This is a genomic window from Actinoalloteichus hymeniacidonis, from assembly GCF_014203365.1.
Taxonomy (GTDB): Bacteria; Actinomycetota; Actinomycetes; order Mycobacteriales; family Pseudonocardiaceae; genus Actinoalloteichus_A; species Actinoalloteichus_A hymeniacidonis.
Map to the genome: position 1 here is coordinate 1,405,158 of NZ_JACHIS010000001.1, position 23,942 is coordinate 1,429,099.

Annotated in this window: 21 protein-coding genes and 1 CRISPR repeat array; of the genes, 9 read left to right on the plus strand and 12 right to left on the minus strand. The window is 67.5% G+C overall.

The genetic code is table 11. From position 1 onward, the window contains the following. Positions 1-493: 493 nt before the first annotated feature. Complete coding sequence (locus tag BKA25_RS06420; protein ID WP_069851334.1) at positions 494-2,311, plus strand: exonuclease domain-containing protein; 1,818 nt, start codon at positions 494-496, stop codon at positions 2,309-2,311. Between the two features lie 384 nt (positions 2,312-2,695). Here BKA25_RS06420 and BKA25_RS06425 read toward each other — a convergent pair whose 3' ends face one another. From BKA25_RS06425 to BKA25_RS06445, 5 genes are all read right to left on the minus strand, one after another. Further along, positions 2,696-3,184, minus strand: coding sequence for an SRPBCC family protein (locus BKA25_RS06425; protein WP_069851332.1), 489 nt, complete (start codon positions 3,182-3,184; stop codon positions 2,696-2,698). Between the two features lie 266 nt (positions 3,185-3,450). Then, a complete protein-coding gene (locus BKA25_RS06430) occupies positions 3,451-4,095 on the minus strand; it encodes an SRPBCC domain-containing protein (RefSeq protein ID WP_069851330.1) in 645 nt (214 codons plus the stop codon). A gap of 3 nt (positions 4,096-4,098) precedes the next feature. Continuing rightward, complete coding sequence (locus BKA25_RS06435) at positions 4,099-4,488, minus strand: ArsR/SmtB family transcription factor (RefSeq protein ID WP_069851328.1); 390 nt, start codon at positions 4,486-4,488, stop codon at positions 4,099-4,101. 303 nt (positions 4,489-4,791) lie between these two features. Next, positions 4,792-5,272: direct repeats of the CRISPR family, unit length 37 nt; unit sequence GTGGCACCGGCCCTCCGGGGCCGGTGAGGATCGCAAC. Positions 5,273-5,536: 264 nt separating this feature from the next. After that, positions 5,537-6,358 (minus strand): pectate lyase, encoded by an 822-nt coding sequence (locus BKA25_RS06440; protein ID WP_069851326.1) that lies wholly within the window; start codon positions 6,356-6,358, stop codon positions 5,537-5,539. Between the two features lie 469 nt (positions 6,359-6,827). Beyond that, positions 6,828-7,682 (minus strand): helix-turn-helix domain-containing protein, encoded by an 855-nt coding sequence (locus tag BKA25_RS06445; protein WP_069851324.1) that lies wholly within the window; start codon positions 7,680-7,682, stop codon positions 6,828-6,830. 149 nt (positions 7,683-7,831) lie between these two features. Between BKA25_RS06445 and BKA25_RS06450 the strand changes: the two genes are divergently transcribed. The 3 genes from BKA25_RS06450 to BKA25_RS06460 all read left to right on the plus strand — a co-directional run bounded on the left by BKA25_RS06450 (position 7,832) and on the right by BKA25_RS06460 (position 12,122). After that, positions 7,832-8,416: a TIGR03086 family metal-binding protein gene (locus BKA25_RS06450; protein ID WP_069851322.1), complete on the plus strand. Its 585-nt coding sequence runs from the start codon at positions 7,832-7,834 to the stop codon at positions 8,414-8,416. Positions 8,417-8,617: 201 nt separating this feature from the next. Next, a complete protein-coding gene (locus BKA25_RS06455; protein ID WP_236750352.1) occupies positions 8,618-9,946 on the plus strand; it encodes a Gfo/Idh/MocA family oxidoreductase in 1,329 nt (442 codons plus the stop codon). A 127-nt stretch (positions 9,947-10,073) separates the two neighbouring features. Next, on the plus strand, positions 10,074-12,122 hold the full coding sequence (locus BKA25_RS06460) for a beta-galactosidase (RefSeq protein WP_069851320.1): 2,049 nt from the start codon (positions 10,074-10,076) through the stop codon (positions 12,120-12,122). 42 nt (positions 12,123-12,164) lie between these two features. On the opposite strand, the gene BKA25_RS06465 is transcribed toward BKA25_RS06460, so the two are convergent. The 5 genes from BKA25_RS06465 to BKA25_RS06485 form a co-directional block, all read right to left on the minus strand. Then, positions 12,165-13,001 (minus strand): hypothetical protein, encoded by an 837-nt coding sequence (locus BKA25_RS06465; RefSeq protein WP_157421209.1) that lies wholly within the window; start codon positions 12,999-13,001, stop codon positions 12,165-12,167. A gap of 81 nt (positions 13,002-13,082) precedes the next feature. Beyond that, complete coding sequence (locus BKA25_RS06470; RefSeq protein WP_157421208.1) at positions 13,083-14,213, minus strand: WXG100-like domain-containing protein; 1,131 nt, start codon at positions 14,211-14,213, stop codon at positions 13,083-13,085. A gap of 17 nt (positions 14,214-14,230) precedes the next feature. Next, a complete protein-coding gene (locus tag BKA25_RS06475) occupies positions 14,231-14,560 on the minus strand; it encodes a WXG100 family type VII secretion target (protein WP_069851314.1) in 330 nt (109 codons plus the stop codon). Then, entirely contained in the window at positions 14,557-15,093 is a 537-nt protein-coding gene (locus BKA25_RS06480) for a YbaB/EbfC family nucleoid-associated protein (protein WP_236751007.1), read from the minus strand. Before BKA25_RS06480 ends, BKA25_RS06475 begins: the two co-directional genes overlap by 4 nt. A 249-nt stretch (positions 15,094-15,342) precedes the next feature. Next, positions 15,343-16,368 carry a LacI family DNA-binding transcriptional regulator gene (locus BKA25_RS06485; RefSeq protein WP_069851310.1) on the minus strand — a complete coding sequence of 342 codons (1,026 nt, stop codon included), beginning with the start codon at positions 16,366-16,368 and terminating at the stop codon, positions 15,343-15,345. A 277-nt stretch (positions 16,369-16,645) separates the two neighbouring features. Between BKA25_RS06485 and BKA25_RS06490 the strand changes: the two genes are divergently transcribed. The 5 genes from BKA25_RS06490 to BKA25_RS06510 all read left to right on the plus strand — a co-directional run bounded on the left by BKA25_RS06490 (position 16,646) and on the right by BKA25_RS06510 (position 22,484). Beyond that, entirely contained in the window at positions 16,646-16,966 is a 321-nt protein-coding gene (locus BKA25_RS06490) for an L-rhamnose mutarotase (RefSeq protein ID WP_069851308.1), read from the plus strand. A gap of 58 nt (positions 16,967-17,024) precedes the next feature. Continuing rightward, positions 17,025-18,206 carry an L-rhamnose isomerase gene (gene rhaI / locus BKA25_RS06495; protein ID WP_069851306.1) on the plus strand — a complete coding sequence of 394 codons (1,182 nt, stop codon included), beginning with the start codon at positions 17,025-17,027 and terminating at the stop codon, positions 18,204-18,206. Between the two features lie 56 nt (positions 18,207-18,262). Next, entirely contained in the window at positions 18,263-20,317 is a 2,055-nt protein-coding gene (locus tag BKA25_RS06500) for a bifunctional rhamnulose-1-phosphate aldolase/short-chain dehydrogenase (protein ID WP_069851304.1), read from the plus strand. Between the two features lie 68 nt (positions 20,318-20,385). Next, positions 20,386-20,661: a helix-turn-helix domain-containing protein gene (locus BKA25_RS06505; protein WP_069851302.1), complete on the plus strand. Its 276-nt coding sequence runs from the start codon at positions 20,386-20,388 to the stop codon at positions 20,659-20,661. A 305-nt stretch (positions 20,662-20,966) separates the two neighbouring features. Continuing rightward, positions 20,967-22,484 (plus strand): rhamnulokinase, encoded by a 1,518-nt coding sequence (locus BKA25_RS06510; protein WP_236750351.1) that lies wholly within the window; start codon positions 20,967-20,969, stop codon positions 22,482-22,484. A gap of 23 nt (positions 22,485-22,507) precedes the next feature. Here the strand turns inward: BKA25_RS06510 and BKA25_RS06515 are convergent, their stop codons facing one another. Together BKA25_RS06515 and BKA25_RS06520 are read right to left on the minus strand one after the other, a co-directional pair. Beyond that, on the minus strand, positions 22,508-22,798 hold the full coding sequence (locus tag BKA25_RS06515) for a hypothetical protein (RefSeq protein ID WP_157421207.1): 291 nt from the start codon (positions 22,796-22,798) through the stop codon (positions 22,508-22,510). Between the two features lie 11 nt (positions 22,799-22,809). Continuing rightward, a complete protein-coding gene (locus BKA25_RS06520) occupies positions 22,810-23,811 on the minus strand; it encodes an ABC transporter substrate-binding protein (protein ID WP_172803849.1) in 1,002 nt (333 codons plus the stop codon). Positions 23,812-23,942: the final 131 nt, after the last annotated feature.

Below are 23,942 nucleotides of genomic sequence, written 5' to 3' on the forward strand. Positions count from 1 at the left end.
CCGCCGATTACCGCGCGCTGTCGGACGTCGAGGTGCTCCGTCCGCCCGATGTCCGATCGTGAAGCCGAGTTCCGCCGCCCTCGAGTAGCAGTGCGGTCTGTGCGGCGTTGACTTGGTCGGACCCATTGGGATGATCCTTCGAGTGAGCATCGCACTCGTCCACTGTGGGCAAGATCCGAAAAGCGAGAGGAGAATGTTTTGGGAATGGCGTCGACTCGGCCCATTCGCCCGTAGGTAAAGGTCGATCCCGCCACCATAGCCAATCGGTACGACATTTCTCGGCGGCCGCCGGCGGTAGCCCGATCATGTCGTACCCCGGCGTCACCATGGATGGCTGTCCCGATCTATCGGGACCGCCCGGCCAAGGCCGGCGGTGAACGCGCTAACCACACTGCCGATCGATCCATCCGTCGCACCTTACGAGGATGATCACGGATAGGGACGAAACAACAGCGGAGTGGGCGGCGCGACTGATCGAGGCGGGGGAATTGGGATGACGACGGGATACGCGGTACTGGACACCGAGACGACCGGCTTCACCCCGGGATGGCACCGGGTGGTCGAGATCGGCGTCGTATTGCTCGATGTAGACGGTGCGGTGGAGGGGGAGTGGTGCACGCTGATCAACCCGGAACGGGATCTGGGGCCGCAGCACGTCCACGGGATCAGCGCAGCCAACGTCCGTAGCGCGCCGCTGTTCGCCGATATCGCGGGTGATCTGGCGGAATTACTCGCGGGACGGGTCCTCGTGGGACACAACCTGTCCTTCGACGTGGACTTCCTCGCCTTCGAGTATGGGCGGCTCGGTCTCGACGTCCCGCTCGCGGTGATGCCTGGTCTCTGCACCATGCAGTTGGCCGAGCGGTACCTCGACATTCCGGCTCGCTCGTTGGCGGCGTGTTGCGCGGCGGTGGGTGTGCCGCTCATCGAGGCACATTCGGCGCAGCACGATGCCTACGCAACGGCCGGGTTGTTGGCCAGCTACCTCCAGGTTGTGGGGAGCCCCGTGCCCTGGCAGGACCTGTTGGCCTCGGCGTCGCAGTGGCGCTGGCCGGAGCTGCCGATGCCGACCGGCCGTACCGCCCACCGGGGTGCGGTGGTCGGGCCGCGTGAGCATTTCCTCACCCGGCTGCCGGAACACGGTGCGCGGTCGGTCGATCCCGGCGCGCTCGACGCCTATCTGACCTTGCTCGATGCCGCATTGCTCGACCGGCATCTCTCGCTCAGTGAGGAGGACGGTCTGATCGACAACGCCTTGTCGGCGGGCCTCGGTCGCACCGAGGTGCTCGGTGCCCATCGCCGGTACCTCTCGGTGGTGGCGTGTGCTGCGGCCCAGGAAGGTGTGTTGCCCGCTGCCGTCGTTGCGGACCTGGTGACGATCGCGGCCTTGATCGGCTTATCCGTAGTCGATGTCGACCGGGCTCGGTGCCATGCCGTTCGGGAGCTGTCCAGCGCCGGAACAGGTGCGCTCGTTGCGTCGGGGGCACTGGTCGAGCCGGGAGCAGTGGCCGAGGCGGGAGATCTCGCGGAGTCGGGTACAGCGGGTGTCGCGAAGACGCAGGGTGAGTCTGCGCGGTGTGCCGGGGTCGAATTCGAGACGGTGGCCCGGGACGCGGCGGCGACGGTGTGCGAGTCGGTCGTGGGAGCGGATGAGCGGTACGTCGCGACCGGGCTTGGGACGGCCGCGGGAGCCGCAGCCGGCACTAGCCATGGCCTCGGTTCGGGCGCGCTCTCGGCTGCTTGGGGCAGTGGCACCGAGGCTTCTCCGTCCGACGAACGGCGTGCCGAGCCACGGTCGAAGTCGATCGCTGTCTTGGGAAAGCACAGCGAGACTCCTGGCGCATCGGGGGAGGGCTCGGCCGCAGCCGCAGTGATCGAGACGGCCGCATCCGGACCGGCGCCCGCCACCATCCGGGCCCGACGGGTTTCCCGGCGGAGGGCGGGACACCGGAGCCAGCCGACGGCCGAGTCGACATCCGGGCCGACGGCGGACGCCGAGCACGCAGCACCATCGAAACCAGGTCCACAGACCTGGGGTCGGTTCCGGTTATGCACCGGCGATCGAGTCGTCTTCACCGGACAGACCCGTTCGCCTCGCGAGCGGTGGAGCCTGCGGGCGGTATCCGCAGGCCTGGTCGAAGGCAGTCATGTCACGCGTAAGACCAGGTTGGTGGTAGCGGCCGATCCCGATTCTTTGTCCGGGAAGGCGCGTCGTGCACGGAACTACGGCATCCCGATAGTCACGGAGGAGGCGTTCACGAAGCTGTTGGAGAAGATGCTCGACACGGAACGGCCGAACGACTCCGGCTGAACCGGGGTGAGCCGACTACACCACGTGAGTCGTCGTCGTGGTGTCCAGGGGGAGTTTCGTTGTTGTATGCGTTGCCTCGGCCTGCGTGGCGCCCGGCACTGCGGCGTCCTCACGGAGCGAGCAGCTTCTTATTGCGGCAGAGCGTGTTCGGCACCGCTGCGGTCGAGGATCGGGTGGATGCACTTACCGCGCATGGCGTGCGCCCGTAGCCATAGCCGTGGCCGTGGCTATCGCATCCCTTCGAGTTCTCAACACCTCTGAAAACGATCCGGGGGTTGCTGTCTTCCACATCACGGCTTGCCGAACAAGATCACCCCGTGCCACTACCGGGTAATCCTTGGTGCCCCATTGAAGCAGCGGGATTCTCTGCGGTGTTATCGCAGCTCAGCCTTCGTTGCGGACGTCTTTCCCCTGCTCGGCGAACGCCTTGAAATCCTGCATGTGCTGTTGCGACTGCTTGCGGAAGGTACCGGGCATCAGCAGTCCCACCAGCCGCATCAGCAAGCCACTGAACCGGTATTCGTTCTTGCTTACCCAAAGCGTCGTCTCCGGACCGACCTCGGTCAGCCGGTCACGCACCGCGTTCCACATGCCCAGGCCGACGATCTCGCGGTCGAAGTGGACGACGGTCTCTTTCGGGATCCCGCTCAGCTCTACCGGTTCCCGGCGAGTGACCGTCTCGGTGGCTTCCATCTGCTGCTTCCCCGACTGAAACACGACTCGCGACTGGGTTCCGACCGCGCCGTGCACTCCACTCAGTGGCTCGTGCAGTACTAGGCCTCGCAGCCATTTCGGCAGGTGCGCAGGGTCGGCGAGCAGCTGGGCCGTCTGCTCCCTCGGCAGGGCGATCTCAATCGAGACGGTGTACTTCATTGCAGGCATCGTTCTTTCGGCTAGGTGTAGGCGACATGCTGGTGCACTGCTCGTCCTGCTTCTCGACCGAGAAACCTCGACGTTCTGTGTCCGCGGAAAACTCGCGGTTCACTGTCGGGTGGTCGGCGGCCATGCTTAGGCGGGCAGCCGAGGTAGCAACTGATGAGTTCCCACATCGTGCGAACGACTCTTCGCCTGGCGATCGGCATTCGCGGCCTCGGTACGAGCCAAGGACGCCGATCAGCCCACGACGGCAGGAATGGCAGTCAGGCCTGGTCGGGTACGTAGAACTTGGTGGTGGCCTCGACTGCGGCCGCGACCTGCTCCGGTTCGCCACCCCAGGCCAGGTGAGCCTGACCCCAGGCTGCGGCGCTGCCCCTGCTGAACTCGCGCCCCTCGGGCGACTTCTCGAAGTTGTCGTGGTCGAGGGTCGAGCCATCGGCCAGCAGCCGGGCCAGGGAGAGCAGAGCCAGGTCCCAGCCGACGCCGCCTGCGCCGGGGCCGTAGATCGGGAACGACGGCTCCCCGATGACCGCTGCGTGGATCAGCTCGAACTCGGTGTCGCCGTCCGGGCCTTCGGCCAGCCGCACTTCCACCTCACTCGTGCCGGGCCAGTCGTCGGCCTCCGGTCCGTAGAGCCAGGACACCTTCAGCAGCCGGGGCGGCTCGCACCGAAGAACCTCGCCGTGCTCCCCACCGTCCAACTCGAAATCTCCGCCGAGCCGCAGGTCCCCGGTGACCGGCTTCAACCAGCGTTGCAGTCGTTCGGGGCTGGTTATGGCATCCCAGACGTCGCCGATGGGTGCGTCGTACCGACGCCGGAGCTCGACGGTGTAAGCCTCGCCTGCCGGCACGCTGCCCGTGCCCATCGTCCGGCGGACGGCGGCCAGCTCCTCCACTACGTCTTTCATATGTCAGGTTCCGTTCGTTGGTGGGTTGGGCTTGCCCGCGCCTGCCGGGCCCGGTCCGTCGGCTGGGAGCCTGCGGGCCCGCTTGCCTCGGGCCAGCTCGGTTTCCAGGGCGTCGAGGCGTTGTGTCCAAATGCGGCGGAACTGGTCCAGCCACGCGTCGATCTCGCTCAGCGGAGCGGGCTCGATCGCGTAGATGCGGCGAGCGCCCTCCGCCTGTACCGACGCGAAGCCGTTGTCACGCAGCACGCGTAGATGTTGGGAGACAGCAGACTGGGAGATGCCGAACTCGGTCCGGATGACCTCCGTGACCGCGCCGGAGGTCCGCTCGCCATCGGCCAGCAATTCCAGAATGCGCCTGCGCACGGGATCGCCGAGGACGTCGAACGCGTGCACGACGGTGACCGTAACGGCCGCTGCTTATATAAGTCAAGGCTGCTATTTGGTGTGCCGTGCACTGTGTTCGGCCGCTCCCGGCGTTCACGGCTCAGCCCGCGGTACCAGCGCTCGACCTCGGGTGGCAATGGTTTGATCGGCTAATCACGGCTCATCCGGTGCCAAGATCGTTTCCGTGGGCGCGCTTAGGGAGGGCAAGCGTCTGGCAACACGCCGCACCTTCCCGAACCGCATCCCGGGCGTGTTGGTCAACATCCGGTAACCTTGCACGGCGTTGAACACAGTCGTCCCTGCACACGCAGGGTGGCACCGGCCCTTCGGGGCCGGTGAGGATCGCAACACCATCGACCTCTCCGATATGAACGGTGCCAGCCTGTGGCACCGGCCCTCCGGGGCCGGTGAGGATCGCAACCCTGTTGGCCGCCATCGACCAGGCGGCCCCGATCCGCGTGGCACCGGCCCTCCGGGGCCGGTGAGGATCGCAACGCGCTCCCCCGCCACGGATACCGCTCGGCCACCGGCGGGTGGCACCGGCCCTCCGGGGCCGGTGAGGATCGCAACGATTTTACTGCCGTTTGGCGGTCGTCGGATGGCGGTCGTGGCACCGGCCCTCCGGGGCCGGTGAGGATCGCAACACGCACTGCTGCCCCACCGGCTGAGCGCACGACGGACAGTGGCACCGGCCCTTCGGGGCCGGTGAGGATCGCAACATCGGGCACGCTCTGGCCGCCGACGGGGTGACGTCCTGTGTCACCGGCCCTTCAGCGCCGGTGGAGATCGCACCGACGTCCGCGTAACCGTGGTGGAGTCTGCGGTTTTCGGCGACACCGCCCCCACAGGGGCCGGTAAGGACTCGCAACGCATCGGCGCTGCCGATCGAATCATGCAGGCTTAGATGGACGCGCAGTGAAAAGGACACCCGCCCCCTGCCTTGGGCGGGTGTCCTTTCCTCGACCAACACCGTCGGTGGTCGTCTCTGGTGGGTCAGGGCTGTTCCGTGCGGCGCTGGTGCGGCCGCTGGAGGACCGCCGTGGCCTCGTGTCCGCCTCTACTGGTAGGAGATGTCCGATTCCTCGTAGAGGCAGTGCTGCCCGTCGGGGCCCTCACCGGTCTCCTCCGGTTCGTCACCGTTGTCGTTGCCCTCGTAGCGCTGGCAGATGGTGATGTCCTGGCCGTCGTCACCGATGATGGTGATGTTGGACAGGGTTGCCGTGTCGCCGTAGTTCTCGTTGATTCCGACGAGCCGGTCCCCTGGGGTGCGGACAGTGATGTCTTCGAGCACGACGTGCCGTTCGTACATGCTGCTGCAGTTGCCGCACGACCGGTACAGCGCGCCGAAGTCCTCGACCTCGAAGTTCGAGACGGTCAGGGTGCCGGGTCCGTTGTGCTGGAAGACCTTGTCCTCGGCCTGCGCCGCGCTGCCGCCCTCCACACGGAACTGGGCGGAGTCGGAGTCGGCCCGGAACGTTGCGGCGTCCTCGCCCACGTCCTCCCAGGTGATGTTGCGCAGTGTGCAGCTGCCTTGACAGTGGATGCCGTCGGCTGCGGGGCTGCCGAGGATGACGTTGCTGATCGTCACGCCGTCGGCAAGTTCGAACAGCGGGTCGCCACCCTCGTTCTGGCCACCTTCACCGAGATCACCTTCGCCGTAGTAGCGGGTGCCACCGCCGTCGAAGTCCTCGTCGAGTTCGATGGTCTCGGACACCGGTTCGTCCAAGGCCGTCAAGGGGGCCGGTGCGGTGGCGGCGGTGGGTTCGGCCGTTCCGAGGGCCGGGCTGAGCACCAGCGCCGCTGCGGCTAAAGGAAGCGTGACCAGTGCGGCCAATACCGACCGCGGTCGTTTCGAGGACGCTCGAGAAGACCACATCATTGAGGCTCCTTGCTGACTGCGTACAGGAACGGATATCGGAAAGCGCTTTCCTTATGCGGCATGACGTTAGCGAACCGTTATCGGCTTTGTCAACTTCTCGGGCAGGCTGTTGGTGAGTAACCGTCGAGATTCTCGGAATTCGACATGAATCGACGAAGAATGAGTCGAATAGTGGCAGCAAGCGCTGCGTCTTCATGGAGCAGTGGCGACTCGGAAGTCGGACGGGACGCGAGTTTTGGCCCTTCTACCAGCGAAGATAGTTGTGCAGCGCGGCGCGTTCCTCAGGGGGCATCTGTTCCCCTGTAGCGCTGGGAGTGCTCGTTGTTATGTGTGTTCTTCGTTAGATTTTCCCGTAGGAAGGAGGTGTTAGCGCGATGGAAGCGACGTATTCCGGATTGTCGGGCTATTGCCTTGCGGCCTTCGTAATCGTCTCCGCCAGGCAGGCCCGGTGGTGCGGGGGCACGCTTCGTCATTCGCGAATTGCTGTTCCGGGCTTGCGCAATCGTTCAGCCGATGCATCGCGTCGACAGCCGCGTGCGTACCGGGCGGGGGAGACGCCGACGACCCTGGCGAAATCCCTGGTGAGGTGGGCCTGGTCGCTGTATCCGAGATCGGCGGCCAGGCTCGCCCAATCGACCGCGTCCTCGTCTGCCCGGAGGGCGGCCTCGTGGACGCGGGCGCGCAGCAGCACCCATTTCGGGGAGACGCCGACATATTCGGCGAACAGTCGTTGCAGGGTCCGTCGGCCCATGCCGACCCGGTCCGCCAGTGTGTCGACCCGTGCCAGGTCGGGTTCGTCCACGATCTGCCGCACCAGGTCGGCGACCACCGCAACCATCGGGTCCACCGCAGGCAGTCTGGGGCGGAGGAACTCGTCTGCCGAGGCGACCATCGCGGCCGGTTCGACGATGTCCAAGGCTCGACGTGCCTGTTCCTCGGCCTCGGTGTCGAGGAATTCGGCGAGTGGGATGACGCGGTCGGTCAGTTGCGAGACCGGGCCGTCGAGGAACGGGCGGAATCCGCCGGGACGAAAACGAATGCCGAGGACCCGACCCGATCCGGAGAGCAGCCGGGAGAAACGCCCGCGCATCACGCCGTTCACGGTGGAACCAGCCGGGTCGAACACCAGGTGCACCGTGGGGTGCGGGATCACCCATTGCCGATGCGACCGGTCGCCGGGCAGGTTCCAGTGGATCGTCCAGTAGTACTCGACGAAGGGGGCGATCTCCGGCGCGGGCGCATGTTTGCCCAGCTGGAAGTGTTGTCGGGCGGCGGCTTCGTACAGCACCCCGAGGTTGCGTCCTCGCCCGATGGTCGATGCCATCCGCGCACCGTATGTCGCTGCCCTGACGGTGTCGTGTGTCGAGTCACTCCGTGCTGCGACGCCGGTTGTGACGTGTTTCTTCAAGAAGCGTGGGCCGTCCGCTTTCTAACCTCGGCGGGCCGTTTCGCCCACTCGCACGAGGAGACACCGTGACACTGCAAGCCCGGTTGGCCACCGCCGCCGCCACCCTGCGCGATCTCAGCGACGGGATCGACGCGGAGCAGCTCGCCGCACCCACGCCGTGCACGGAGTTCGACGTGCGCAAGCTGCTGGATCACGTCATCTGGGCCACTCGAATCCTCACGGCGGCGGCAGCCAAGCAGCCGTTGCCCGCCGATACGGATTGGACAGCGGATCTGATGGACGATCAATGGCGGAGCCGACTCGCCGACGGCCTCGCAGGCACGGCAGCCGCCTGGGACGATCCCGCCGCCTGGGCGGGAACCACCGTTCTGGGCCCCGGCACGGAGCTACCCGCGACGCTGGTGGGGGAGTTGACCTTCGTGGAATTCGTGTTGCATGGCTGGGATCTCGCCAAGGCCACCGGACGCACCTACGACTGCTCCCCGGAGACGGCGGCCGCAGCGCTCGAGGTTCTGCAGAAGCTGTATGCCCAGACGCAGGGGCTGTCCTCGCTCGCCTTCGGCCCCGAGATCGCCGTGGACTCGGACGCGGACGCGTTCGACCGCGCGCTGGGATTGAGTGGGCGCGACCCCGGATGGACGGCAGGCTGACGCACGGCGGTGCACCCGTGCGAACGCGGTGACACGTCGCCCGCCGGTCCTCGATGACCGGAATGGGTCGCTTCTGCCACCTCGGTCGGCACCTGCTTGCGGGTTCCGGTCGGCGGCCGGTTGAATCCGGCGGGGCCGACCGGGCCTGCCAGGGCAGGAATGATGCCGGGACGCGGCCGGATGGATGAGGAGTGGTGCAGGGTGAGCGAGGATTCCACGCCGGTTCGCTATGCGGTGGTCGGGCTGGGATCGCGGGCGGAGATGTATGTCGACGCGCTGGCCACCCGGTTCCCCGAACACGCCGAACTCGTCGCGCTGTGTGATTCCAATCCGACGCGCATGCAGGTGCACAACGCCCGCCTCGCCGGACAACTCGGTGTCGCGGCGGTGCCGACCTACGCACCCGCCGATTTCTCCGAGATGCTGACCAGGGAACGCGTCGACGCGGTGATGGTGTGCACCACCGACAGCTCGCACGACGACTACCTGGTGGCCACCGTCGAAGCCGGGCTGCGCGCCGTGACCGAGAAGCCGATGACGACCGACGTCGACAAGGCGCGTCGCATCCTGGAGGCGCAGGAGCGCACCGGCGGTCGGATCGAGGTCACCTTCAACTACCGCTACAACCCGGTCCATCAGCGGGTCCGGGAGCTGTTGGCGGACAAGGTGATCGGCGATGTCGGATCGGTGCACTTCGAGTGGCTGCTCGACGTGCAGCACGGCGCCGACTACTTCCGGCGGTGGCACCGTAATCGGGAGCACTCGGGCGGGTTGCTCGTGCACAAGTCCAGCCACCACTTCGACCTGGTCAACTGGTGGTTGGGCGACGCGCCCGACTCGGTGATCGGCCTGGGCAATTTGTTCTTCTACGGCGCGGCGGGTGGTGCGCGCAACGGTTACGCCAAGGACTACGACCGGGCCGCGGGCTCCGAGGCCGCCGCCACCGACCCCTTCGCGCTCGACATGGCCGCCTCGCCCCGGCTCAAGGAGCTGTACCTGGACGCCGAGCACGAGGACGGCTACCAGCGCGACCGCAACGTGTTCGCCGCCGACATCGACATCGAGGACGACATGTCGGTGCTGGCCCGCTACCGGGGTGGCGCCTCGCTGACGTATCAGCTGACGGCCTACGCGCCCTACGAGGGCTACCGGGTGTCGTTCAACGGCACCAAGGGGCGGTTGGAGCTGGACGTGTTGGAGAACGACTACGCGCGTTCGCCTCTGGAACACGGTTCGCGGATGGGCATCTCACCCGGTGCGGTGGAGGAAGCCGTTCCGACGCGTACGGCCATCACGGTGCGCCCGCTGTTCAAGCCCGCCGAGGTCGTGTTGGACGAGCCGATGCGACCCGGGCACGGCGGTGGGGACGAACTGATGCTGGACGCGCTGTTCGGCCCGGCCGCAGCCGACCCGCTGGGCCTGCGTGCCGACCACATCGCCGGGGCCAGGGCGTTGGCGATCGGGCTGGCGGCGACGAAGTCCTTCGGTACCGGTGGCCTGGTGCGGATCTCGGATCTGCTGCCCATCTGAGGCGGGAAGTCGACGGCGCGGGCCTGCCCGGCGGCACCGGCCGACCGGGCAGGCAGGCGCGACCATCCACCCGAGTCGGCCCGCTCCGGCGTCGACCGACTCGGCGCGACGCAAGGAGCATTCGAGCATGGGCAAGGATCTGACCGCGCTGCGGAGCAGGCTCGGCGGCCCCGCCTACGGCTGCGACTACAACCCGGAGCAATGGCCCGAGGAGGTCTGGGCCGAGGACATGCGGTTGATGCGCCAGGCCGGGGTCAACCTGGTCAGCGTCGGCATCTTCTCGTGGGCGAAGATCGAACCCCGTCCCGGCGAGTACGACTTCGGCTGGTTCGACCGGTTGATGGACCTCTTGGCCGCCAACGGCATCGGGGCGTGCCTGGCCACCATGACCGCCTCGCCGCCGCCATGGCTGGCCCGGTTGCATCCCGAGACACTGCCGATCACCGCGACCGGGGTTCGGTTGGCTCCAGGTTCACGGCAGCAGTTCTGTCCGTCGAGCCCGGTGTACCGCGACCACGCGCGCCGGCTGGTGGAGCAGATCGCCACCCGCTACCGGGACCATCCGGCCTTGGCGTTGTGGCACGTCAACAACGAGTACGGCTGCCATATGAACGCCTGTTACTGCGAGGTCTCGGCGGCCGCGTTCCGCGAATGGCTCCGGGACCGTTACGGCGATCTGGCCACGCTGAACGCCGCCTGGTACACCGATTTCTGGTCGCAGCAGTACGGTGAGTGGGACGAGATCGGGGTGCCGAGCCTGGCGCCGTACCACCCGAACCCGACGCAGAGCATTGATTTCTCGCGCTTCACCTCGGATGCCTTCCTCGGCTGCTTCCGCACCGAGAAGGAGGTGCTGTCCCGGCTGACCCCCGAGGTCCCGGTGACCACCAACTTCATCCACGAGGGACCGGCCATCGACCTGTTCGGTTGGGCCGAGGACCAGGACCTCATCGCCTTCGATTCCTACCCCGACCCCTTCGAGGCCGACAGCCACATCGCCGCCGGTTTCCACTATGACCTGATGCGCTCCCTGCGGCACGGTCAGCCGTGGTTTCTGATGGAGCAGGCCACGGCGGCGGTGAACTGGCGGGAGCGCAACGCCATGAAGGCGCCGGGCGCGATGCGGCTGGGCAGCTGGCAGGCCGTCGCGCAGGGCGCCGACGCGGTGATGTTCTTCCAATGGCGGGCTTCCCGGGGCGGCACCGAGAAGTTCCACGCGGCGATGGTTCCGCACACCGGAACCGACACCCGGATCTTCCGCGAGGTGTGCGAACTCGGTGCCGAGCTCGCGGCGGTGCCCGGATTGGTCGACAGCCGGGTGCACGCCGACACGGCGCTGCTGTTGGACTGGTCGAGTTGGTGGGCCCTGGAACGCGATTCGCATCCGAGTGTCGACGTGACCCGCGGCGAGGCGGAGCTGGCGCACTACGCCCCGCTGTTCGAGGCCGGGGTGACCTGCGACGTCGTGCATCCGGAGCGGGATCTGTCCGGCTACCGGCTGGTGGTCGTGCCGAACCTGTATCTGATGACGGAATCGGTTGCTGAGCGCTTGCTTGCATATGTGCGGGGCGGCGGGCACCTGGTGGTGTCCTTCTTCTCCGGCATCGTCGACGAGAACGACCACATCCATCCAGGTGGGATGGCCCCGGCCCTGCGCGAGACCTTGGGAGTCTGGGTCGAGGAGTTCTGGGCCCTGCCCGAGGCGGGAACCGTGGCCGTGACCGGATTGGCGGGCAGCGATTCCACCGGCACCGGGCGGATCTGGTCGGAGGTGATCCGGCTGGAGGGCGCGCAGTCGCTGGCCGAGTTCGCCGAGGGCGAGTTGGTCGGTTCGCCCGCAGTCACCCGCCACCAACTGGATTCGGGTGTCGCCTGGTACCTGGGTACGCGCTTGGATGCCGCCACGATGCGCGGCCTCCTCGATCGGGTGCGCGGCGAGGCCGGGGTCGCCCCCGACCTGGCGGTGCCGCCCGGTGTCCAGGCGGTCACCCGACATGCCGAGGACGGCACTCGTTTCCTGTTGCTGCTCAACCATGGCGACGAACCGGCGGAGATCACCCTCGACCAGCCGATGGTCGACCTACTGGCCGGTGTAACCGAGCCCGACCGCGAATCCTCCACAGCGATCCGGCTGGGTAGCCGCGGGGTAGCGGTGCTGACCGCCGCGACGGATTGAGTCTCGTCACGAGCGGTTCGCGCGAAACATGGGAGGAACGCGTCACGGTGGAGTCCGATCTTGACGACCGTGCAACCAATCCGAGCGTTGCTGACAGAGTTCGGCGAATTCCGAAGCGTTGCCGACCGTGAGCGCTACCGTCCGATGTGCGGCACGTAGGACGAGCACCGGGCCGGGTCTCGCGACGACACCGCGCCCTAGCCGTGCGTCGATCACCGGGTTCTCGGTGGTCGACGTCGACGCGGACTGTAGCTCGCTCAGCGGGAGGTGGCCGCTGGCAACGGTCCGAGCGCCGTGTTGACGAATGACCTGTACGACCCAGCGAACACGGTCGGCTTCAAGGTGGACGTGCGCATCCCGGAAACGTCGGACGCGCAGCCGTGTGGTCAAGGCGAAGCCGCTGCGTCCGGCCAACGCCAACGGTGCTGACAGCAGAAGTCCGACCGCACCACGTGCCGCAGCGAACACCGGGACGGGCACGAGTATCGCGGCGATCAGCAGAACCGAAGCAAGACCTCGGTTGTCTCGAAGATCGGCAGAGCCCAGCAAGGCGATCGCGGCGAGTGCAGCCGTGACAAGCGTGGGGAGCAGTCCTGCGGAGGTCCACTCGGACACCTTCGGAATGACCAGGCCCCGGCGGATCCGGACAAGGATCAGTCCCACGGGAAGGCAGCACAACGCACCGATCACCAGCGCACCGAGGCCGCGTTCGCCCGCACCGAAGGTCAGCAGACCCAGCCCTACCAGTGCGATGACGAGTTGAACCGACGGCAGCACCACCAGCGCTAGCCGTAACCGGGACCGCACCCGTTGCCAGCGCCCTTCGAGGTCCACCCGTACCCGCTCATCGCAGTCCACCGGTAGGTGCTGGGGAATCAACGGGCCACCTGTCCCACTCGTCGACCTGAGTGGCTCCGCTCCGAATGGGGTGCGGGGCACCTGGTCAGAGCCTGCTCGCGATCATTCTCGTGCTTCCGGCAGCGGCGAATCGTCGCCCTGGTTCTGCGGGCGATGTCGGCCCGCCTGGTCGATGACATTCGAGCCGTTGATCCCGACCTGTTCCCGCGTCCCACTGTTGTACGGGTTCTCGAAACCCTCGGGAGCCCGACCACCGACGGGCCAGTTGCGGCCGCTGTCGAGCACTTCCCGTGCATGACTGGGATTGTTGCGCGGCGTCGAGTGCTCCGTCGTCTGATTCGGGAAGGTCGATTCCGCCAATCCCTGGGTTCGATCGGACATGTTGCCCTGAGCGCCGCCGATCGTCCCGGAGATGGTGTTGCTGGTGAGATTGCGGTAATCCCAGCCGCTGCCGTACTCGCCGCCGGTCAGGGAGCTCACGCCGCCCTGAGCAGTGAACTCCGTGACGCCTTGGGCGAACCCGCCCACTGCTCCGGCACCCGCTCCACGTAAGGCAGCCCCGCCCATTCCTCGGGACGCTCCGGTAGGGATGGCGCTCGTGACGGCGCCGCCCACCGTCTGCCCGGCCCCTTGGATGACGCCGTTGACGATGTGATTGCCGAAATTGCCGTGATCGAGCCCGGACCGGTCTCCTCGGGCCATCTGGAAGGCCTGGATTCCGTAGTCGGTCGCCAGGTTCGTGGCGATGTTGAGCAGAATGTTCTGGATCAGCTTCTGCAGGATCTGGCGGACGACGACCTGGGTAGCGGCCTGCGCTACCGGGATGCCTGCGGAAGCGGTACCAAGACTGGCCGCCGCAGCCGCCAGCAATGCGATGATCTGCACCGCCAGTGCGGCCAGCGCGATGTAGATGCTGATCTTCGCGTGTTCGACCTCCAGAGCCATGTCTCCGCAGCCGGTGGAGAGCTGTTGGGACATCTCGGAGAACGCGACGAGGTAGCCTTCGAACTCTTCCCAGTAGGTTTGGAATTGTTCGGCGGTCTCGCCTTGCATCGTGGCGGCTGCCGATTGTGCCGCCGCCTGTGCGGTTTCCTTGACTGCGGTGATGTCGGTACCCGCGGTTTCCCAGGCGTCCCGCATCTCGCGGAGCTTGTCCTCATCGCTCTCGGGCCAATCGGCGCCGAGCGCTATCGATGCGACCCATTGCAGGGACTCGGGCAATTCCATTCCCATGGCGTGCTCCCGGGTTATCAGTAGCCCAAGCCCTGGGCCTGCTGTTGGAAGGCTTGTTCGGCGGCGTGATCATCGGAATCCCACTGCTCGGCCGATGCATCGAGGTTGTCGCGGATGGCGTTGAGCCCTTCTGCGAAGGTGCCGAAGGCGGCGGTTCCCTCTTCGGCGGCGGGTTCGTAGGCGGTGCCGAAATTCGTGCCGGGCTCGTCGTTGCCCCAGGCACCTGCTGCGGCGGACAGACTTGCCGTCAGACGCTCATGGGCATCGAGGAGCTGATCGGCGGCCGAGCTGAACTGCGGTGCCACTCCGCGCAATGCCGTGGTATCCGCGCTGTATCCGTCGCTCACCAGGAACCCCTCCTCATCATGAAGCCGTCGTCATCGTCGGGTTCGTCGCGGCTGTCGCGTCGCTGTGGCGGCGGGTTCCCCGCTGTGCTGCGGTCGGGGCCGTCCATCGGCGCCAACGGGCGGTTCGCCGTTTCGAAAAGCTGTTGGAGGGACGGCGCGCCGTCGAACACCTCGGGTAGGTCGACGACCGGTGGTTGGGTGACCTCGGCGAACGCATCACTGACCTGTGCCTGCGATTGCGCTTTGGCTCTGGCTATTGTTTCGACAATCGAGCCGGCCAGTCGCTCGGTCGTACTGCGGGCGAACACGGTGGGAGCCAGTTGCAATTGGGTGATCGCACCCGTGCCGTCCACAACCACACTGACAAGCCCGTCGGGCGAGGTTGCTTCGCCGTGTGCCTGCTTGGCGCTCTCCTGTGCTTCGGCGAGCTGATCGGTTTGTCGTTCGAGCTGTTCGGTCAATGCGGCGGCGTGCGCCTTCAGGATCGGTAACCTCCGCTCCAGCTCGGCCCTTCTGTCGTCCGAATCCGACATGATCACCCCCGAAGGAAAGCGGATCACTCTAGAGGAAACCATAGGGCGATTTCTGGGTCTGCTCGGATGATCGGTGAAAAAATATGGTCGTTCGGCCGTCATGGGAAACAGCTCGGCATTCGACCGATTCGACGGAGCAGTGCGGTGGATAGAGCGCGCGACTCGACAGCCATCGGGTGCCCGAAGCGTGCGGTGGCGATGTGGAGCGTGGCGCGACGGCTTCGGGCCTGCGCGAGCGCGTCTAGGCCCTCACCCTCGCGATCGGCGCGGATGGCTGGAATCCCGAACCACCAACTCCGGGGTGAACACGGTGTGTTGGTGAGTGTGCTCCTTGGGGACGAGTGTCTCGGAGATCACCAGGTCCGCGGCGGTGCGGCCGATCAGGTAGCGGGGTTGGCGTACGGAGGTGAGGGGCACGGCCGCGGCCGAGGCGAAGTCGATGTCGTCGTAACCGACCAGGGCGACATCCTCCGGAATGCGCACTCCGGCCCGCATCAACACCTGGAGCAGGCCTAGGGCGAGCAGGTCATTGGCGCAGAAGACGCCGTCGGGCAGTGTGGGGGCGGCGAGGAGTTGTTCGGCGGCACGCTGCCCGGAGGCGACGTTCAGCGCGGGCACCTCGACGGTGCGCAGGGCGTCCTCGGGTCGGCCGGTGCGCTCGACGGCCACTCTGGCGCCCGCGAGTCGGTCGGCGCACTGCCGGATCGACTCGGGGCCGGTGACCATCACCAGGTTCTGATGCCCGCCCGCGAGGAGGTGGGTGGTGGCGAGATCACCGCCGACGACGTCGTCGACCGACACCGAGCAGACCTCCTCGGATGCCGTCGGGTGATCGAGCAGCACGACGGAGACGCCGCGTTGCTGGAGGCGACGGACCGGTTCGAGGGAGTCGCCGACCGGGGTGATCAACACGGCATGGGCGCGCTGCTCGATGAGCAGGTCCAGATAGCGGCTCTCCCTGGCACTGGATTCGTCGCTGTTGCAGAGGATCACCACGTGTCCCGCTTCGGTGGCGACGTCCTCCACCCCCCTGGCGACGTCGGTGAAGAAGGGGTTGCCGACGTCGAGGACCACCAGCCCGATCGTGCGCGCCGTGCCCGATCTGAGCTGGCGGGCGGATTCGTTGCGCACGAAACCCAGGCTCTCGATGGCCGCGAGTACGCGGTCTCTGGTCGCCGGTGCGACGACGGCCGGTCGGTTGAGCACGTTGGAGACCGTGCCGACCGAGACCCGCGCCGCCGCGGCGACCTCCCGGATGCTCGCTGTCGGGTTCACCCGCGTCCCCCTTGATCGGACTACATCGTGGCTTGCGGACCTGCACCCCAGCCGTGCTGAATCGTCGTGTGCTGCGCCGGATGGCGTATTGAAACGTGTCAACAGGACGCGTGTGTGCTCGGGCGAGTATGCACCAGATCTTCGTGACCAACCCGAAACATGACCGATTCTCGTCGGAAAAGGTTGACTCTCCTCGGCGCTGTATCGCAAGCTGGGACCAACATTGCGGCTTGAAACGATTCATTAATGCTGCGGAAACCGCCGAGAGGGGTCGAGAGTGGCCGAACGGGTGTGCTTCACGCTCCAGGTACGGGCCGACCGCCTGGAGGAGTACCGCGCGCGGCACGAGGATGTCTGGCCGGAGATGCGGAAAGCGCTATCCGAGGCGGGCTGGCGCAACTACTCCCTCTTCCTGCGGCCCGACGGACTGCTCATCGGCTACCTCGAGTGCGAGGACTTCGCCGCCGCCAAGGCCGCGATGGACGCCACCGAGGTCAACGACCGCTGGCAGACCTACATGGCCGACCTCTTCGTCGGCCTGGATGGCCATGCCGACGCGAGCATGCAGCCATTACCCGAGGTCTTCCACCTCCCGTGACCAGCCAGCCTTCCCGGTCTCGACGAGGAGCCGGGGGAGTCTTTCGAGGAGAAGCACGATGACCGACATCGACCCGTCCCGGCGTGCCGCGCTGTTCGACGTCCTGCGTAGCCAGCGGATCGAGACGCCCTCATGGGCGTACGGCAACTCGGGGACTCGCTTCAAGGTCTTCGAGCAGGCAGGCGTGCCGAGGAACCCGACCGAGAAGATCGAGGACGCCGCGAAGGTCCACGAGTTCACCGGCATCGCGCCCAGCGTCGCCCTGCACATCCCGTGGGACCGGGTCGACGACTACGCCGCGCTGCGCAAGCACGCCGAGGACGCCGGCATCGCGTTGGGCGCCATCAACCCCAACGTCTTCCAAGAGGACGACTACAAGCTCGGCAGCGTGTGCAGCCCCGACGCGGGCGTGCGGCGAAAGGCCACCGACCACCTGCTCGACTGCGTCGAGATCGCCGGACAGACCGGCTCCTCCGTCCTGTCGCTGTGGTTCGCCGACGGCCTCAACTACCCGGGCCAAGACGACCTGCGTGCCCGACAGGACCGGTTGGCCGAGGCTTTGCGCGAGGTCTACGACCAGATGCCCGCCGGGCTGCGGATGCTCCTGGAATACAAGTTCTTCGAACCTGCCTTCTACGCGACCGACGTCCCGGACTGGGGCACGTCCTTCGCGCACTGCCTGGAACTCGGCCCGGCGGCGCAGGTCCTGGTCGACACCGGACACCACGCACCCGGCACCAACATCGAGTTCATCGTCGCGTTCCTGCTGCGGGCCAAGCGGTTGGGCGGATTCCACTTCAACTCGCGCTTCTACGCCGACGACGACCTGATCGCAGGCGCGGCCGACCCGTTCCAGCTGTTCAGGATCATGAGCGAGGTCGCGCGCGGCGGTGGTCTCGACCGGGAGACCGGTGTCGAGTTCATGCTCGACCAGTGCCACAACATCGAGCCGAAGATCCCCGCGATGATCCGCTCGGTCTGCAACATCCAAGAAGCCACCGCCAAGGCACTGCTGATCGACACCGACGCGCTGCGCGCCGCCCAGAACGAGGGCGATGTGCTCGCCGCCAACGCGGTCGTGATGGACGCCTACAACACCGATGTGCGCCCACTGCTCGCCGAACTGCGCCAGGACCAGGGCCTGGACCCCGACCCGATGGCCGCCTACCTGCGCTCCGGCTACCAGGAACGCATCGTGGCCGAGCGGGTCGGCGGCAGCGCAGCAGGCTGGGGCGCCTGAGAAGCAGCACCGCCGAGAACCCGCCCGCCGAGCATTGCGGACACGAGAGACGAGAGATGACTACGCACCCAGAAGTCGAGAAGCTGCTCCAGCGCTGTCACGAGCTCGGCTCGGACCCGCGCAACACCAACTACGCGGGCGGCAACGCATCGGTCAAGGCCGATGACGTCGACCCGGTGACCGGGCAGCCCGTCGAACTCATGTGGGTCAAGGGCTCGGGTGGCGACCTCGGCACCCTGAAGGAGGCGGGGCTGGCGGTGCTGCGCACCGACCGGCTCCGCGCGCTGATCGACGTCTATCCCGGCGTCGAACGAGAAGACGAGATGGTGGCCGCGTTCGACTACTGCCTGCATGGCAAGGGCGGCGCGGCACCCTCCATCGACACGGCGATGCACGGTCTCGTCGACGCGGCGCACGTCGACCACCTGCACCCGGATGCGGGCATCGCGCTCGCCACCGCCGCCGACTCCAAGACACTGACCCAGGAGTGCTTCGGCGACCGGGTCGCCTGGGTGCCGTGGCGGCGCCCCGGCTTCCAGCTCGGCCTGGACATCGCCGAGATCAAGCGCGCCAACCCCTCGGCCATCGGCGTCATCCTCGGCGGGCACGGCATCACGGCGTGGGGTGCCACCGCCGAGGAATGCCAGGCCAACTCGCTGGAGATCATCGACACCGCCGAGCGGTTCATCGAGACCAAGGGCCGTGCCGAACCCTTCGGCGCGGTGCTGTCCGACCGGACGCCGCCAGCCGAACAGCAGCGCCGCGAGCGGGCCGCGGCCCTGTTCCCGGTGCTGCGCGGCCTGGCCTCCACGGACCGACGCCAGATCGGACACTTCACCGACTCCGAGGTCGTCCTGGACTTCGTCTCCCGCGAGCGGATGCCCGAGCTCGCCGCGCTGGGCACCTCCTGCCCGGACCACTTCCTGCGCACCAAGGTGCGGCCGATGGTGTTGGACCTGCCGCCGGACGCGCCGTTGGACACGGCCATCGCGCGACTGCGTGAACTCCACGAGCAGTACCGCGCCGACTACCGCGCCTACTACGAGAAGTTCGCCACCCCCGATTCGCCTGCGATGCGGGGCGCCGACCCGGCGATCGTGCTGGTCCCCGGCATCGGCATGTTCTCCTTCGGCGCCGACAAGCAGACCGCTCGGGTTGCGGGCGAGTTCTATGTCAACGCCATCAACGTGATGCGCGGCGCGGAGGCGATCTCCCGTTACGAGCCCATCGACGAGGGCGAGAAGTTCCGCATCGAGTACTGGGAACTGGAGGAGGCCAAGCTGCGGCGGCGCCCCAAGGCCAAGCCGCTGGCCACCCGGGTCGCCCTGGTCACCGGCGGTGCCTCCGGAATCGGCCTGGCCACCGCCCGCAGGCTCGTCGCCGAGGGCGCCTGCGTGGTGGTCGCCGACCGGGATGCCGAACGCGCCGCCGAGGTCGCGGCAGAACTCGGCGCCAACGCCTATCGGGCCGAGGACGTCGCGATCGCCGTCGGTGCCGATGTCACCGATTCGGCCGCCGTCGAGGCCGCACTGGCCACGGCTGCACTGGCCTTCGGCGGTGTCGACCTGATCGTCAACAACGCGGGACTGTCGATCTCCAAGCCGCTGCTGGAGACCACCGACGCGGACTGGGACATCCAGCACCAGGTGATGTCCCGAGGCTCCTTCGTGGTGTCGCGCGCGGCGGCCCGGGTGCTCGTCGCGCAGGGCATGGGCGGCGACATCGTCTACATCGCCAGCAAGAACGGCGTGTTCGCGGGTCCCAACAACGTCGCCTACGGGGCGGCGAAGGCGGACCAGGCCCACCAGGTCCGGTTGCTGGCCGCCGAACTCGGCGAGCACCGCGTCCGGGTCAACGGCATCAACCCCGACGGGGTGGTGCGCGGCTCCGGCATCTTCTCCGGCGGCTGGGGTGCACAACGCGCCGCGGTCTACGGCGTCGAGGAGTCCGAACTCGGCAGTTTCTACGCGCAGCGCACCCTGCTCAAGCAGGAGGTGCTGCCCGAGCACGTCGCGGCCGCGGTGTTCGCACTGACCGGCGGCGACTTGACGCACACCACCGGACTGCACATCCCGGTGGATGCGGGCGTCGCGGCGGCGTTCCTGCGCTGAACAGGAACGACCGGTAGATCGGCGCAGTACGACCACGGCGAGGGAAGGCCCAGGACAAGGAGGTCCCCATGGTTGCGTTGGCGGTACGACCGGCTACGACCGATTCGGAGCGAGGCCAGAGCAGGCTGAGCAGATCCGAGCGGGTCATCGAGGTCCGACTGACCAGGGAGGAGCGCATGATTCTCGCGCTGCTCGCGGACGGCTATCTGCTCGACGGCATCGCGCGGCGGATGTGCACGTCCAACCGAACCCTGCGTAGGCGGATTCGCGGGGTGTGCGATCGGCTCGGCGTGCAGACGCCGATCCAGGCGGTGGCCTGGGCGGCTCGGCGTGGGCTGATCTAGCCAAGCCCATCCCGACAACGGTGTGCGGGCCGATGCCCGCAGACCCCCTTACCCGACCGTCCTGCCGTGACGTCCGGTCCTGGCCACGCCGGGGTGTCGACCCGAAACCGGAGTCGACATCTCGGTGCGACCGGCCGGTGCAGGGCGTCGTGATCCCGGGCGATCTAGAAGCGCGTGCCCGGTCGTCTCCCGGTGCGGGTCCCGCTGTGTCCTCGGCTGCCCGGCAAACGGGTGGACGCACCGGATTCCCCCGCCGCGCCCATGGCACGACGGGCGGGTTTCATGACGACGAAGGGAACAGGCGCGTGAGTTCATCGGGGCCGAGCGGCGGCGGATCGACGGTGTCGTGCGCGGCGGTGGACCTCGGCGCGTCCAGCGGCCGGGTCATCCTCGGGCGAGTCGGCGGAGGCGAACTGACCACCACCGAGGTCGCCCGATTCGACAACAAGCCGATCCGCGTGCCCCGCGGCGCGGACGACGACCGGCTGCACTGGGACATCCTGCGGCTTTACGCCGATGTGCTCGCCGGTCTGCGCCGGGCCTCGGAGCTGGGGCCGCTGGACGGCATCGGGATCGACTCCTGGGCGGTGGACTACGGGCTGCTCGACGCGGGCGGTGAACTACTCGGCAACCCGATTCACTATCGAGACGCCCGCACCGACGGCGTCCTCGATCAGGTGCGTGCCGAGCTCGGCGCCCGCCGGATCTATGCCACCACCGGCATCCAGTTCATGCAGATCAACACGCTGATCCAGCTGGTGGCGGCGCGGGACAGCCCGGCCCTGGCCTCGGCGCGGCGGCTGTTGCTGATCCCCGACCTGCTCTGTTATTGGCTGACCGGCGAATTCGGCGCCGAGGTCACCAACGCGTCGACCACCCAGCTGCTCGACGTCGGACAGCGGCGGTGGGCGCGGGAGTTGATCCGCGATGCGGGGATCGACGAGGCACTGCTGCCCCGGCTGCGCGAACCGGGCGAGACCATCGGCGTGCTCGCCGGGTCCGCCCGCGATCAGCTTGGCGGCCACGCAACACCGGTGGTGGCCGTCGGTTCCCATGACACGGCCTCGGCGATCGTCGCGGTGCCCGCCACGGGGACCCGGTTCGGCTACATCTCCTGCGGCACCTGGTCGCTCGTCGGGTTGGAACTGGCCGCGCCGGTGTTGTCCGAGGCGAGTCGGGCCGCGAACTTCACCAACGAGCTCGGTGTCGACGGCACCACCCGCTATCTGCGCAACGTGATGGGCCTGTGGTTGCTCCAGGAGTCCCTGCGGACCTGGCAATCGCGGGGACAGCAGCCCGAGGTGGTCGAGCTGTTGAGCGGGGCGGCCGAGGCGGCGCCGTTCCGCTCGCTCATCGACCCGGACGACCCGAGGTTCCTAGCGCCGGGGGACATGCCCGCGCGGATCGCCGAGGTGTGCCGCGAGACCGGGCAACCGGTGCCCGCAGACCGATACCAATTGGTGCGATGCATCCTGGAAAGCCTCGCGCTGGCCTACCGCCGCACCTTGCGCACGGCCTGCGAACTGGCCGATCGCGAGGTCGACGTCCTGCACATCGTCGGTGGCGGCTCTCGCAACGAGCTGTTGTGCCGGTGGACCGCGGATGCCTGTGGCATTCCGGTGGTCGCCGGTCCCGTGGAGGCCACCGCGTTGGGCAACCTGCTGGTGCAGGCCAGGGCGGTGGGAGCGGCCGGGGTCGGTGATCTGACCGCGATGCGTGCCCTGGTCGCCGCGACGCAGGACGTGCACGAATACCGACCCGGTGGCGACATCCCCGCATGGGATGCCGCCGCCCGCCGCTGGTCGGCGATCTTCGAGCGTTAGCCCGAGACCGCCGACCCGCTTGGTCAGCTGAGCAGCTGCTCGGCCTCGTTCATCACCTGCTCGGCGCCTTCCTCGATCGTGAGATCGCCGAAGTTGATCGAGTCGTAGATCCGGGTGAAGGTGCGCTTGAGCGAACCCCAGCCCGGCGGCGGCGAACTCGGCGCGGGGCTCATGACGTCGGCCATGCTCTCCTCGAAGTCGAAGAGGATCTTGTCCACGCCGTCCAGATCGGCGGCCACCGCGGCACGCACCTCGCTGTTGGGCGGCGTTCCCCGGACGGTGCCGAGAATCTCGCCGGCTTCGACGTCGTTCATCAGGAAGTCGATCAGCGCGGCCGATTCGGCGGGATGCTCGGTCTGACTGCCGATGGCGATCTGAATCGAGGTCGAGGCGTAGATGCCCATCTCGCCGTCGGCGTTGCTCGGCCAGGGGCCAGTGCGACGTCATCGCCCATGGTCGGGAACAGCGATGCGGAGCTGCCGAGGTAGTTCAGTTCCGAGGCGGCGTCGCCCAACACCAGCGGGGAGGTGTCCACGGCCCCGGTGTGCTGGCTGGTGATCTCGGCCGGGGTGAACACGCCGGACTCGCTGAGGTCCTGGGTGAAGGTCCAGTAGTCGACGACGTCCTGTTCGTCGAAACCGATGCCCTCCTCGGTGTAGAAATCGCGACCCTGTTGCCGGACGAAGAACTGGAACCAGTCGATGGCCCAGCCCGGGTCGGTCATCCCGTAGACCTCGCCGTCGGTGTTCTCGCTGATCGCCTCCGAGGCCTCGATCAGGTCGTCCCAGGTGAAGTCGCCGATCTCCGGCGGTTCCAGGCCCGCGTCCGCCCAGATGGTGGGGTTGTAGGCCATGGTCTGCGTGCTGCGGCCCAGCGGGACGGCGAACTGGCCGTCGGCGAGCGTGCCGGAACGCAGGCCGTTGGGGTCGACCAACTCGGTGTCGATCTCGGAGCCGATGTACTCGTTGAGATCCAGCAGCATCCCGCGTTCGGCGTATTCGCGCAGGTAGCCGGCGTCCATCTGCACCACGTCGGGGATGTTGCGGCCTGCGACCTGGGTGGAGAGCTTCTCGAAGTAGGCGTCGAACCCGGAGAACGAGGTGTTCACCGTGATGTTCGGGTTGCGCTCCTCGAACAGATCGATGGCCTGTTGGGTCGCCTCGGCCCTGCTGTCGTTGCCGTACCAGGTGAAGTCCAACGAGACTCGACCATCATCGGACCCCGAGCCGCCGCACCCGGCCAGCACTCCGCAGGCCGCCAGCAGCGACACGGCCGCAGCGGCTGGGCCGCGCGGTCCGACTCGGCTCTTCCGGATACTGGTCGGCATCGTTGCCCTCCACGTCGTCGAGGCGAGCCCGACTTCGGGCCCGCCAGGTGAATGGGAAGGCATCGGGCCGGCCGCTGTCGAGGATCTGACCGGATCAGGTCGTGCGCCGACGGCGTCGACGCCATCCCGGC

Bases quoted from the DNA above. Each gene is read 5' to 3' on its own strand.
- BKA25_RS06420 (WP_069851334.1), top strand. From the start codon at position 494: ATGACGACGGGATACGCGGTACTGGACACCGAGACGACCGGCTTCACC.
- BKA25_RS06425 (WP_069851332.1), bottom strand. From the start codon at position 3,184: ATGAAGTACACCGTCTCGATTGAGATCGCCCTGCCGAGGGAGCAGACG.
- BKA25_RS06430 (WP_069851330.1), bottom strand. From the start codon at position 4,095: ATGAAAGACGTAGTGGAGGAGCTGGCCGCCGTCCGCCGGACGATGGGC.
- BKA25_RS06440 (WP_069851326.1), bottom strand. From the start codon at position 6,358: ATGATGTGGTCTTCTCGAGCGTCCTCGAAACGACCGCGGTCGGTATTG.
- BKA25_RS06445 (WP_069851324.1), bottom strand. From the start codon at position 7,682: ATGGCATCGACCATCGGGCGAGGACGCAACCTCGGGGTGCTGTACGAA.
- BKA25_RS06460 (WP_069851320.1), top strand. From the start codon at position 10,074: ATGGGCAAGGATCTGACCGCGCTGCGGAGCAGGCTCGGCGGCCCCGCC.
- BKA25_RS06470 (WP_157421208.1), bottom strand. From the start codon at position 14,213: ATGGGAATGGAATTGCCCGAGTCCCTGCAATGGGTCGCATCGATAGCG.
- BKA25_RS06480 (WP_236751007.1), bottom strand. From the start codon at position 15,093: ATGTCGGATTCGGACGACAGAAGGGCCGAGCTGGAGCGGAGGTTACCG.
- rhaI (WP_069851306.1), top strand. From the start codon at position 17,025: ATGACCGACATCGACCCGTCCCGGCGTGCCGCGCTGTTCGACGTCCTG.
- BKA25_RS06500 (WP_069851304.1), top strand. From the start codon at position 18,263: ATGACTACGCACCCAGAAGTCGAGAAGCTGCTCCAGCGCTGTCACGAG.
- BKA25_RS06505 (WP_069851302.1), top strand. From the start codon at position 20,386: ATGGTTGCGTTGGCGGTACGACCGGCTACGACCGATTCGGAGCGAGGC.
- BKA25_RS06515 (WP_157421207.1), bottom strand. From the start codon at position 22,798: ATGAACGACGTCGAAGCCGGCGAGATTCTCGGCACCGTCCGGGGAACG.
- BKA25_RS06520 (WP_172803849.1), bottom strand. From the start codon at position 23,811: ATGCCGACCAGTATCCGGAAGAGCCGAGTCGGACCGCGCGGCCCAGCC.